General features: G+C 71.3%; 11 protein-coding genes. 2 read left to right on the forward strand and 9 right to left on the reverse strand.

Annotated elements, in window-relative coordinates:
• Positions 1–52: 52 nt before the first annotated feature.
• The 5 genes from FB462_RS17360 to FB462_RS09615 all read right to left on the reverse strand — a co-directional run bounded on the left by FB462_RS17360 (position 53) and on the right by FB462_RS09615 (position 4,421).
• Complete coding sequence (locus FB462_RS17360; RefSeq protein ID WP_167510073.1) at positions 53–217, reverse strand: hypothetical protein; 165 nt, start codon at positions 215–217, stop codon at positions 53–55.
• Positions 218–345: 128 nt separating this feature from the next.
• Positions 346–654 (reverse strand): DUF4190 domain-containing protein, encoded by a 309-nt coding sequence (locus FB462_RS17365; protein WP_114851196.1) that lies wholly within the window; start codon positions 652–654, stop codon positions 346–348.
• 114 nt (positions 655–768) lie between these two features.
• A complete protein-coding gene (locus FB462_RS09605; RefSeq protein ID WP_141861580.1) occupies positions 769–3,153 on the reverse strand; it encodes an excinuclease ABC subunit UvrA in 2,385 nt (794 codons plus the stop codon).
• 40 nt (positions 3,154–3,193) lie between these two features.
• Entirely contained in the window at positions 3,194–3,649 is a 456-nt protein-coding gene (locus FB462_RS09610) for an NUDIX hydrolase (RefSeq protein ID WP_141861582.1), read from the reverse strand.
• 10 nt (positions 3,650–3,659) lie between these two features.
• Entirely contained in the window at positions 3,660–4,421 is a 762-nt protein-coding gene (locus FB462_RS09615; RefSeq protein WP_141861584.1) for an SDR family oxidoreductase, read from the reverse strand.
• 172 nt (positions 4,422–4,593) lie between these two features.
• Here FB462_RS09615 and FB462_RS09620 point away from each other — a divergent pair, with 172 nt between their 5' ends.
• Both FB462_RS09620 and FB462_RS09625 read left to right on the forward strand, forming a co-directional pair.
• A complete protein-coding gene (locus tag FB462_RS09620; protein WP_141861586.1) occupies positions 4,594–5,064 on the forward strand; it encodes an NfeD family protein in 471 nt (156 codons plus the stop codon).
• Positions 5,061–6,218, forward strand: coding sequence for an SPFH domain-containing protein (locus FB462_RS09625; RefSeq protein WP_141861588.1), 1,158 nt, complete (start codon positions 5,061–5,063; stop codon positions 6,216–6,218). The genes FB462_RS09620 and FB462_RS09625 overlap by 4 nt, the downstream gene beginning before the upstream one ends.
• Before the next feature lie 136 nt (positions 6,219–6,354).
• On the opposite strand, the gene FB462_RS09630 is transcribed toward FB462_RS09625, so the two are convergent.
• The 4 genes from FB462_RS09630 to tatC form a co-directional block, all read right to left on the reverse strand.
• Positions 6,355–6,705: an RNA polymerase-binding protein RbpA gene (locus FB462_RS09630; protein ID WP_058740868.1), complete on the reverse strand. Its 351-nt coding sequence runs from the start codon at positions 6,703–6,705 to the stop codon at positions 6,355–6,357.
• Positions 6,706–6,809: 104 nt separating this feature from the next.
• The gene (gene lnt / locus FB462_RS09635) at positions 6,810–8,441 is read right to left on the reverse strand and encodes an apolipoprotein N-acyltransferase (RefSeq protein ID WP_141861590.1); all 1,632 of its coding nucleotides are present in this window, start codon (positions 8,439–8,441) and stop codon (positions 6,810–6,812) included.
• Between the two features lie 11 nt (positions 8,442–8,452).
• The gene (locus tag FB462_RS09640; protein WP_058740869.1) at positions 8,453–10,894 is read right to left on the reverse strand and encodes a DEAD/DEAH box helicase; all 2,442 of its coding nucleotides are present in this window, start codon (positions 10,892–10,894) and stop codon (positions 8,453–8,455) included.
• Positions 10,894–11,646: a twin-arginine translocase subunit TatC gene (gene tatC, locus FB462_RS09645; protein ID WP_141863317.1), complete on the reverse strand. Its 753-nt coding sequence runs from the start codon at positions 11,644–11,646 to the stop codon at positions 10,894–10,896. The genes FB462_RS09640 and tatC overlap by 1 nt, the downstream gene beginning before the upstream one ends.
• Positions 11,647–11,679 lie beyond the last annotated feature (33 nt).

Here is an 11,679-nt window from a genome sequence, read left to right on the forward strand (position 1 = left end):
ATGCAGGACACGCCACCCACGGTCACCGTGGGCGGCGTGTCCTGCGTCGTCGTCAGTGCTCGGGCGTCTCGTCGCCCGTGGGCACGTCCTCGCTGTCGATCTCGAGCGCGGCCTGCTCCTCGCCGTGCTCCTCGAGGTCCGAGCGGTCCGTGTCGGGCTGCTCGGGTGCCTCTGCCTGCGTGGTCTCTTCTGCCGGGTCCGGCTGGCTGTACGTCATGCGGCGCACGCTACTCGTCGCGGCCTGGCGGGGTCCCGCGGGTGCGGTCGCGCAGTGCGCAGCCCGGCCACGGACGGGACGGGAGGCACGTGGCGACGCCGCCACGTGCCTCCCGTTCGGAGTCGTCGTCAGTTGTTGAGCATCTGTGTCGCGAGCACGGCACCGAGGATCATGAAGATGATCGCGACGACGATCGCGATGGCGCTGAGGACGATGCCCGCGAGCACCATGCCACGGCTGAGGCCGCGGCGACGGGCGATGATGCCGAGCACCAGGCCCACGATGCCGGCGACGAGGCCGACGATCGAGACCAGGAACGCGAAGACGACGCCGACGATGCCGAGGACCAGCGAGCCGACGGCGAGGCCGTTGCCGCCGCTGCGGACCGGGGCTCCACCGGGGGCGTTCGGGGCCGGCGGGTAACCGTTCGTGGACATGGGAGCTCCTTGGATCAGGGGCCGGTGGTGCGGGCGCACCCGGCCGTCACCGCACACGGTATGCGTTCCGTGCGCGTTCGGTTCAGGTTGCCCGTGCGTTCGCTGCCGGTTGCTTCAGTGCTCGTCGACGCCGACGGGAGGCACGTACGCGGCGAGGTGCTCGCCGGTGAGCGTCGAGCGGGCGGCCACCAGGTCGGCCGGAGTCCCCGCGAAGACCACCCGGCCGCCGTCGTGCCCGGCGCCCGGCCCGAGGTCGATGATCCAGTCGGCGTGCGCCATGACGGCCTGGTGGTGCTCGATGACGACGACCGTGCGGCCCGCGTCGACGAGCCGGTCGAGCAGCCCGAGCAGCTGGGCGACGTCCGCCAGGTGGAGGCCGGTCGTCGGCTCGTCGAGGACGATCACCCCGCCGGGGTCGCCGAGGTGCGTCGCGAGCTTCAACCGCTGGCGTTCGCCACCGGAGAGCGTCGTGAGCGGCTGCCCGATGGTCAGGTACCCGAGCCCGACGTCGACGAGCCGACGTGCGACGGTGTGGGCGGCGGGGACGCGCGACTCCCCCTCGGCGAAGAACCGTTCGGCCTCGGCGACGGACATCGCCAGGACCTCGCTGATGTCCCGGCCGCCGAGCCGGTACCCGAGCACGGACTGGTCGAACCGCCGACCGCCGCACTCCGCGCACGGCGTCGAGACACCGGCCATCATGCCGAGGTCGACGTAGACCACACCGGCGCCGTTGCATGCTGGACAGGCACCCTCGGAGTTCGCGCTGAACAGGGCTGGCTTCACTCCGTTCGCCTTCGCGAAGGCCTTGCGCACCGGCTCGAGCAGCCCGGTGTACGTCGCAGGGTTGCTGCGGCGGGAGCCGCGGATGGCGCTCTGGTCGACGGCGACGACCCCGTCCAACGTCGCCAGCGATCCGTGGACGAGCGTGCTCTTGCCGGAGCCGGCCACACCGGTGACCACCGTGAGCACACCGGTCGGCACGTCGACGTCGACGTCCTGCAGGTTGTGCCGGTCGGCACCGCGGATCGGGATCGCACCGGTGGGTCGACGGACGGTGTCCTTGAGCGCGACGCGGTCGCCGAGGTGCCGCCCGGTCACGGTGTCGCTCCCCCGGAGCTGGTCGACCGTCCCGGTGAAGCACACCCGTCCGCCGTCCCGGCCGGCCCCCGGGCCGAGGTCGACGACGTGGTCCGCGATCCCGATGACCTCGGGCTTGTGCTCGACGACCAGCACGGTGTTGCCCTTGTCGCGGAGCCGCAGCAACAGGTGGTCCATCCGCTCGATGTCGTGCGGGTGGAGGCCGGTGCTCGGCTCGTCGAAGACGTACGTGACGTCGCTCAGGCTCGAGCCGAGGTGCTTCACCATCTTCACCCGTTGGCCCTCTCCCCCGGACAGCGTGCCGGTCGGCCGGTCGAGCGAGAGGTACCCGAGTCCGATCTCGACGAAGGCGTCGACCGCGTGCCGCAGGCCGTCGAGGAGCGGCTGCACGGACGGCGCGTCGAGGGTGCGGAGCCAGGCGGCCAGGTCGGACACCTGCATCGCGCACACCTCGGCGATGTTCCGGCCGGCGATGCGCGACGAACGGGCGGCGCCGTTCAGGCGGGTGCCGTCGCACGCCGGACAGGTCGTGAAGGTCACCGCACGGTCGACGAAGGCGCGGACGTGCGGCTGCATCGCCTCGCGGTCCTTCTGCAGGAACGAACGGCGGACCCGGAGGACCAGGCCCTCGTACGTCATGTTGATGCCGGCGATCTTCCGCTTCGTCGGCTCGCGGTACAGGAAGTCCGCACGCTCCTGCTCGGTGAACTCGCGGATCGGTTTGTCACCGTCGACGAACCCGGACTCCGCGTACATCCGGACCATCCAGCCGTCCCCGCCCCACCCCGGGATCGTGATGGCGCCGTCGGACAGGGCCCTGGTGTCGTCGAAGAGCTGTGCCAGGTCGATGTCCGAGACGCTCCCCCGTCCCTCGCACTCCGCGCACATGCCGCCGAGCCGGGAGAACGAGACGTGCTCGGCCTTGGCGTCCTTGCCCTTCTGCACGGTGATCGCCCCGCCGGCGGTGACGGTCGCGAGGTTGAACGAGAACGCGTTCGGGCCGCCGACGTGGGGTTCGCCGAGGCGGCTGAAGAGGAGCCGGAGCATCGCGTAGGCGTCGGTGACCGTGCCGACGGTGGACCGCGGGTCGGCGCCGATGCGTTCCTGGTCGACGACGATCGCGGTCGTCAGCCCGTCCAGGACGTCGACGTCGGGCCGGGCGAGCGACGGCATGAAGCCCTGCACGAAGGCGCTGTACGTCTCGTTGACCATCCGCTGCGACTCGGCGGCGAGCGTGGCGAACACGAGGGAGCTCTTGCCGGACCCGGACACCCCGGTGAAGACCGTCAGTCGGCGTTTCGGCAGGTCGACGTCGACGTCGCGCAGGTTGTTCTCGCGCGCGCCGCGGACGCGGATCCGATCGTGCTGGTCGGCCGGGTGTCGGGTGGTGTCGCCCATGCGACGACGGTAGCGGTCCGGCGGGCGCCGGGACAGCCCCTCAGCGGCGGCTGTGGAGACGGACGAGGCCCGGGAGCTCGGCCGGTTCGAACGGCTCGTCGGTGGCGTCCAGCTCGTCGGCCGTCCACCACCGCGCGTCGAGGATGTCGACCTGCTCGTCCTCGGTCCACCCGGCGTCGGACAGGGTGAAACCCGGCGTGCGCACGACGTAGAACTCGCTGTGGCCGCGGTCGTGGTCGGCGAGGTCCCACTCGACGGTGAAGTCCCAGGTCCACACGGGCTCACCCGGGTCGTCGACGACGATGCCGGTCTCCTCGCGCAGCTCGCGCACCGCGGCGTCCCGGTGCGACTCCCCCGGGTCGACGCCGCCGGCCGGCGTGATCCAGCGGTGCGCGCCGTCGGACGACGGCGACCGCGTGTCCATCAGGAACACGCGGTCGTCCGGGTCGAGCAGGATGATCCGGGAGGTGCGGCGCAGGCCGGGCTTGGCGGTCACCCGGACGACGTTACTGCGTGAAGCCGCTGACGTCGCCGACGAGCTTGGTGTGGTCGGCGGGGATCGGCTCGACGGCGGCGAGGGCGATCTCGGCCGCGAACTCGGAGACGCTGTAGAGCTTCCCGACCTCCTGCCGACGACCCTCGATCGCGCCCGGGTTCAGGCGGTTGAGGAGCGTCGCGGTGATGGTGCCCTCGATCATGTCGCCGGAGACGACGACGAACTCGATGCCGGCGGCGTCGAGCTGCGGGATCAGCTCACGGAGCGCGAGCTCCCCCGCTCGCTTGCTCTTCGCGACGGGGACGTACTCGTCCATCGTCTCGGCGGTCTCGACGAAGTGGGCCTGGTGGCTCGTGACGAAGACGACGCGCGAGCCGGCCGGCATGTGCGGCACGGCGGTCTGCAGCATGTCGACCTGCGCGTCGCGGTTCAGGCGGAGCGCGTAGTCCTCGCCCAGGTCGGCCTCCATGCCGCCGGAGGCGTTCAGGACGAGGAGGTCGATGCCGCCCCACTCCGACACGACCGTGTCGACCATCGCCTGCACGGAGTCGTGGTCGGTCAGGTCCGCGGCGACGGCGAGGGCCGAACCACCCGCGGTGACGACCTTCTCGGCGATCTGCTCGGCACGACGTGCCTTGTTGCGGTAGTTGACGACGACCTTCGCGCCGGCCTCCGCCAGGTAGCCGACGGTGTCGGCGCCGATGCCGCGCGAGGACCCGGTGACGAGGGCGCGCTTGTCGGCGAGGGATCCGGGGGCGAGGGGGTTCGTCACAGTGTTCTCCTGGTCGCGTATTCCGGCCGGTCGGCCGCCGACGAGCCTACCAACCGGTCCCGGCCGCGCCGCCCGCGCTCGTCCCCGGGTCAGGGGCGGACGGTAGGTTGGAGGGAAGTACCGGCAGTCGCGACGCTGCACGCCGGCGTGCGCGACGAGGGAGGGAGTCCGCGTGAACACCGACTGGATCCAGACCATCGTCTGGATCGGACTGACACTGCTGCTCGGGGTGGTCGAGATCTTCACCCTCGACTTCATCTTCCTGATGCTCGCGGCGGGGGCGGCCGGGGGGTTGATCGCGGCGCTGCTCGGCGCACCGTGGTGGCTCGCGGCCATCGTCGCCGCCGGCGTCGCGCTGCTGCTGCTCTCGCTCGTCCGCCCGCGGCTCCTCGCGGCCCTGGGCCGGAGCGCCGATCCGCACCGCACCAACATCGAGGGATTGATCGGCCTGCGCGGCACGGTCGCCGTCGCGTTCACGTCATCGACGCCGGGCCAGGTCCGGCTCGCGAACGGCGAGACGTGGAGCGCCCAGCTCGCCGCCGACTCCCCCGAGCGCACACCACCGCTCGGCGCCCCCGTGGTCGTCGAGTCGATCGAGGGGTCGACCGCGGTCGTCCGCCTCGGAGAAAGGGCCACCTCGTGACCATCTCAGCCGGGACGATCGCTCTGCTCGTCCTCGTCCTCGTCGTCGTGATCTTCGTGATCGTCGTCCTGTCCCGCGCGATCCGGATCGTGCCGCAGGCCACCGCCGGCATCGTCGAACGACTCGGGAAGTACCACAAGACGCTCAACCCGGGACTCAACATCCTGGTGCCGTTCATCGACCGGCTCCGGCCGCTCATCGACATGCGCGAGCAGGTCGTCTCGTTCCCGCCGCAGCCCGTGATCACCGAGGACAACCTCGTGGTCTCGATCGACACGGTCGTCTACTTCCAGGTGACGGACGCCCGAGCGGCAACGTACGAGATCGCGAACTACCTCGGGGCCGTCGAGCAGCTCACGACCACCACCCTCCGCAACGTGGTCGGTGGCCTGAACCTCGAAGAGGCCCTGACCAGCCGCGACAACATCAACGGCCAGCTCCGGGTCGTCCTCGACGAGGCCACCGGCAAGTGGGGCATCCGCGTCGGCCGCGTCGAGCTCAAGGCGATCGAGCCGCCCGTGTCGATCCAGGACGCCATGGAGCAGCAGCTGCGTGCCGAGCGGAACCGTCGTGCGGCGATCCTGCAGGCCGAGGGCACGAAGCAGTCCCAGATCCTCGAGGCCGAGGGCCAGCGACAGGCCGCCATCCTGCAGGCCGAGGGTGACGCGAAGGCCCAGGTCCTGCGCGCCGAGGGCGAGGCGCAGGCGATCGCGACCGTGTTCGACGCCATCCACACGGGCGACCCGGACGAGAAGCTGCTGTCGTACCAGTACCTGCAGACGCTGCCGAAGATCGCCGAAGGAACGTCGAACAAGCTCTGGATGATCCCGAGCGAGTTCACCGAGGCGCTCTCCGGCATCGCGAAGGGCTTCACGGCGAGCCGCTCCGGCTCCGGCCCGGTCGCGGGTGCCGGCGGTGGCACGGACTTCCTGGCGAAGATCTCGGAGCTCGCGAACAAGAGCCTCGCCGACACCGCCACGGTCGACGGTGCCGCCGCGTCGAACCCCCGACCGGACGCGACGGCCGCCGACATCGTCCCGGACGCGGCGCTCGACGAGCGGCTCGCGGAGTCCGACCGGAGTGTCGATGCGCACCTCGCGGCCGCGGACGACGCGACGAAGGACGTCCTCGGGGACGAGCGGCCGCAGGCATAGCCACACCCGGGCTGGCACACGCACGGCCGCACGCGACGACGCCCGTCCCGGAAGATCCGGGACGGGCGTCGTCGTGTCGGCGGCAGGGACAGCCGCGCGGGAACGGACCCAGGCGCGCGGTCCTAGGTGGCGCGGCTCATGCGCCGCGTCGGGCGCGCAGGACCGCCAGGCGTTCCTCGAGCAGCTCCTCGAGCTCTTCGCGGGACCGCCGCTCGAGCAGCATGTCCCAGTGGGTCCTCGGTGCCTTGACGTCCTCTGCAGCGACCTCGACGGGGATGCCGTCGTCGCCGAGCAGACGACCCTCGCGACCGGTCCGGGGCTCGGACCACGTCTGGGGGACCTCGGCATCGGCCGAGAAGACGACGTCGAAGGTCTCCCCCGAGGTCGTCTGGTAGACCGCACGCTTCCGGTCGGAGAGCTCGACGCCCTCCTCGCTCTGGAGACTCTGACTTCCGAGCCGCATGCCGCGGAGACTCCGATCAGCCATGGTTGTGCTCCTCTCGCTCGTCTGCAGTCCCCAACACTGTCCCACGCGGCATCCATCCCGGTGAGGCGCATTCACAGACCGTTCCCAGAGGGAGGTGGCGGGGTTCAGCCTCGGGCAGCGGTGGAGCGCCGTCGACCCCACGGCGCGCAGGCGAGGAGCGCGAGGAGCGACCCGAGCGCGACGACGAGCGTGACCGACCCGGACGCGACGGTCGCCGGGGTCGTCCCCGTACCGAGCGGCACGTCGGTGATCATCGACGTCGCCGTGTACGCCGGCACCCGGTCGATCGTCCGACCGGTCGGGTCGATGACCTGTGAGGCCCCGACCGTGGAGATGTTGACGAGCGAGCGACCGGTCTCGACCGCCCGGAGCCGCGCGATCTCGAGCTGCTGCAGGTTCTCGTCGGTGCCGTCGAAGTCGGCGTTGTTCGTCTGGGCGAGGATCACCTGCGCTCCCCCGCGGGCCATGTCGGTCGTGAGCCCGTCGTCGACGATGTCGAAGCAGATCGCGATGCCGGCCTTGATGCCCGCGACGTCGAGGACGTTCGGCTTGGTGCCGGGCGTGTAGTCGCGCTGGAGCAGGCCGATGAGGGACGGTGCGAGCTTCGAGAAGAACCAGCGGTCCGGGACGTACTCGCCGAACGGCACGGGACGCTTCTTGTCGTACGAGGACTGCCACCCGTCGGCGGTCCACACGAAGGACGTGTTGTGCAGCACGCCCGAGGCCGTCTGCGTGATCGCTCCGGCGACGATCGGGGCCCCGACGGATTCGACGACGGTGTCCAGGGCGTCGGCGATCACCGGCTGGACCCGCGGGTCGTACTCCGCGGAGGCCTCGGGCCACACCACGAGGTCGACGCCCTTCGCGCCGACCTCGGTCGCAGCCACCTGGGCGTTCAGGACCTCGCCCGGCTGTGCACCGTCGAAGTACCCGGCGGGTCCGTTGCCCTGCACGGCCTCGATGCGGATGGTGCCGTCGGTCGGGGTCGGCCACGCGGGCACGGCGAGGACCGCGGCGACCAGGAGCCCCGCGGTCGCGACGCGGATCGGTGCACGGAGCACCGCACCGGGGTCCTCGGGCACGACGAGGACGAGCGAGAGCGCCACGGCGACGCAGTACACGACGACGAAGGTCACGCCGAGCACGCCGACGTACGCGGCGAGGTGCGTGAACGGTCCCTGCGACTGGGACAGGCCGACGCGCCCCCAGGCGAAGCCCTCGTACGGCCAGCTGCCGGAGAACCACTCGCGCCCCGTCCAGAGGCCCGCGACGACCGCCGGCAGCACCCACACCCGCCAGGCGACCGACCGGGACACCCGGCCCACCCACCGGTAGGCGAGCGCGATCGCGACGGCGCCGAGGGCGAAGTACGCCGCCTCGAACAGGGCGAGCGCGAGCCAAGGCACCGGGCCGAGGTAGCGACCGGCCCACGAGATCGCCGGGAGCCAGAACGCGGCACCGGCGACGTACCCGAGCCACGCGGCGCGACGGGCGCGCTGTCCCATCGCGGCGAGGAGCATGCAGGCCATCGCCGGGTAGGCGAGGAACCACCACCCGGGGGACGGGAACGAGAGCGCGAAGAGCAGGCCGCCGATCACCGCGAGCGGCAGCGCCGTCCGGAGCGGCAGGGCCGCGAACGCGTCCCGCACGGGTGCGCTCGACGACGGCCGGACGTCACCGGAACGCTGCCGGACGCCACCACCCTGCGGGCGCACCGCGCTGCCGAGGACCGCCATGGCGCCTCCTGTCAGACCGTCGCGTAGGCGACGATGCCGCGGCGCACCGCGTCCGTCGCGCGCCGCGCGGTCGTGGACAGGTCGTCGTCGCCCGCGTTCTTCACCTGGTCGAGCAGGTCGATGACCTGCTTCGACCAGCGCACGAAGTCCCCGGCGGGCAGGTCGAGCGTGCGGAGCACATCGTCGAGCGCGGATCCCGAGGCCCAGCGGAACATGCCGACCGCCATCGCCGGGGTGGGCGGCTGCGACCCGGCGAGCCGTGCGTCCCGCTCGACGTCGTCGAGTCGCGCCCAGATCGTGAGGGTCTCGTCGAGCGCCGGCCGGAACGCGCCGCGGGGCAGGGCGTGCTCGGTGCCCGGGGCGTCCTCGCGCCGCGGCTGGTAGACGATCGTGGCGGCCATCGCGGCGAGCTGCGCCGGGGTGAGGTCCTTCCAGACCCCCGCCTCGAGGCACTCGGCGACGAGCAGGTCCCGCTCGCCGTAGATCCGCTGCAGGCGTCGGCCGCCGGGCGCGACGGTCGCCTCGCCGTCACCGGTCGGAACCAGGTAGCCGAGCTGCAGGAGCACGTCCGTCACCCTGTCGAACGTCGTCGCGACGGCGCCCGTGCGGGAGCGGATCTGCTGCACGAGCTTGTCGTTGGCGCGCTTGAGCTTGTACCAGCGCTCGGCCCAGCGGGCGTGCGCCTCGCGGTCCGGGCAGGCGTGGCAGGGATGCCGCTGCATCTGCCGACGGACCTCGGTGATCGCCGCCTGCCGGTCGCGCTTGGCGCCGTGCGACGCCTCGCGGCCGCCGGGCACGTTCGTCCGTTCGAGGTCGGAGAGCTGCCGACGGAGCGCCGCGTACTCGGTGAAGTCACCGAGGTGGCACTGCATGGCCTGCTGGTACCCGTCGAGCGACTCCTGCTGCGACCGCACCTTGCGGGCGAGGTCGACGACCGAGCGGTCCGCCTGGAACTGTGCGAACGAGGTCTCGAGGACCTCGCGCGTGCGCTGCCGCCCGAACTGGTCGATCAGGTTGACCGCCATGTTGTAGGTCGGCTTGAACGACGAGTTGAGCGGGTACGTGCGCCGGCTCGCGAGGGACGCCACGGCCTGCGGGTCGAGCCCGTCGGACCACTGGATGACCGAGTGCCCCTCGACGTCGATGCCCCGTCGGCCCGCGCGACCGGTGAGCTGCGTGTACTCCCCCGGGGTGATCGGCACACGGGCTTCGCCGTTGAACTTCTCGAGCTTCTCGAGCACCACGGTCCGCGCCGGCATGTTCACCCCGAGCGCGAGCGTCTCGGTCGCGAACACGACCTTGAGCAGCTTGCGGCGGAAGAGGTCCTCGACGACCTCCTTGAACGCGGGCAGGAGTCCGGCGTGGTGGGCCGCCACGCCGCGCTCGAGCCCCTCGAGCCACTCCCAGTACCCGAGGACGGCGAGGTCCTCGTCGAGGAGCGTACGGCAGTGGTACTCGGCGGTCTCGCGGATCTCGCGCCGCTCCTGCGCGGTCGTGAACGACACCCCGGAGCGGAGCACCTGGCGGACGCCCTGGTCGCAGCCGTTCCGGCTGAACACGAAGAAGATCGCGGGGAGCAGCATGCGCTCGTCGAGGACGCGGGCGATCTGCTCGCGGAACATCTTCTCGGTGCGCGGTCCGCGGTGCTCCGGGTACCCGCCGCGTCCACGGCGCCCGCGGTGTCCGCCGCCGTGCCGCTCGCTGCGGGACGCGCCGCCGACGAGCCGGAGGAGCTCCGGGTTGACGCGGTTCGTCGCCGCGGCACCGCTGGAGTCGAACAGGTCGACCATCTTCGAGCCGACGAGCACGTGCTGCTCGAGCGGCACCGGACGGTCCTCGGACACGATGACGTCGGTGTCGCCGCGGACGGTCTGCAGCCAGTCGCCGAACTCCTCGGCGTTGGAGACCGTCGCGCTCAGCGAGACCAGTCGGACCTCGGTCGGCAGGTGCAGGATGACCTCTTCCCAGACCGCGCCGCGGAACCGGTCGGCCAGGTAGTGCACCTCGTCGAGGACGACCCACGCGAGGTCGTCGAGCAGGTCGGATCCCGCGTAGATCATGTTCCGCAGGACCTCGGTCGTCATCACGACGACCCGGGCGCGGGGGTTGACGTTGGTGTCGCCGGTGAGCAGCCCGACCTCGGACTCGCCGTAGGCCTGCACGAGCTCGGCGTACTTCTGGTTGCTCAGCGCCTTCATCGGCGTCGTGTAGAACACCTTCGGCGTGGGCTGGCGCATCGCGAGCCAGATCGCGAACTCGGCGACGATCGTCTTGCCCGCACCGGTCGGCGCGGCGACCAGGACGCTGCGGCCCTGGTCGAGGGCGTCGCACGCGGCGGTCTGGAACGGGTCGAGGTCGAAGCGCAGGTCGGTGCGGAACAGCTCGAGGTTGCGCGAACGGTTCCGGACCTTCGCCGCCCGGTACCGCTCGGCGGGGCTGAGTTCCGTGGTCATCAGGCTCCGTACTCCGCGTCGAGCTTCGCCTGGCGCCTGGCCGCCCGACGGTCGTGGATCCACGTCACCGCGCAGGCCGCGACGTACAGCACGACCATCGGTACGGCGAGCAGGAACATCGAGATGACGTCGGCGGACGGCGTGACGATCGCGCAGAACACCAGGATGCACAGGATCGCGACGCGCCAGGCCTTGATGATCGAGGCGGCCGACAGCACGCCGACGAAGTTCAGCAGCACGAGGAACACCGGCAGGACGAACGCGATGCCGACGGCGACGATGAGCTTGATGACGAAGTCGTAGTAGGCCTTGGCGTCGACGATCGACGTGTCCTGCGCGGAGACGAAGCTGCCGAGGATGCCGACGACGTGCGGCAAGATGTACCACCCGAACCAGCACCCGGCGAAGAACAGCGGGATGGCGGTGCCGAGGAACCCGAAGACGTACTGCTTCTCGCGGCGCACGAGCGCGGGGACGATGAACGCCCACACCTGGTACAGCCAGACCGGGCTCGAGATGACGATGCCGATCGTGATCGCGATCTGCAGCTTGAGGTCGAAGGCCCCGGTGATCATCGGGAAGTTCAGTTCGGCGGTGTGGCCGCCGACCTCGGCCAGCTGCGTGACCGGCGCGCGCAGCGCGTCGAGCACGAACGGCGTGAGGAACCAGCCGCCGATCGCGCAGACCGCGACCGCGACGACGGCCTTGAACAGCCGGTTCCGCAGCTCGATGAGGTGCTGCCCGAGCGACATGCGGCCCTCGGTGTCCTTCTTCGGACGCCCGGG

This window comes from Curtobacterium citreum, assembly GCF_006715175.1.
Lineage (GTDB): Bacteria > Actinomycetota > Actinomycetes > Actinomycetales > Microbacteriaceae > Curtobacterium > Curtobacterium citreum.

Coding starts and splice junctions, on each gene's coding strand:
- FB462_RS09640 (WP_058740869.1), bottom strand. CDS start 10,894: ATGACCACGGAACTCAGCCCCGCCGAGCGGTACCGGGCGGCGAAGGTC.
- FB462_RS09605 (WP_141861580.1), bottom strand. CDS start 3,153: ATGGGCGACACCACCCGACACCCGGCCGACCAGCACGATCGGATCCGC.
- FB462_RS09630 (WP_058740868.1), bottom strand. CDS start 6,705: ATGGCTGATCGGAGTCTCCGCGGCATGCGGCTCGGAAGTCAGAGTCTC.
- FB462_RS17365 (WP_114851196.1), bottom strand. CDS start 654: ATGTCCACGAACGGTTACCCGCCGGCCCCGAACGCCCCCGGTGGAGCC.
- lnt (WP_141861590.1), bottom strand. CDS start 8,441: ATGGCGGTCCTCGGCAGCGCGGTGCGCCCGCAGGGTGGTGGCGTCCGG.
- FB462_RS17360 (WP_167510073.1), bottom strand. CDS start 217: ATGACGTACAGCCAGCCGGACCCGGCAGAAGAGACCACGCAGGCAGAG.
- tatC (WP_141863317.1), bottom strand. CDS start 11,646: ATGTCGCTCGGGCAGCACCTCATCGAGCTGCGGAACCGGCTGTTCAAG.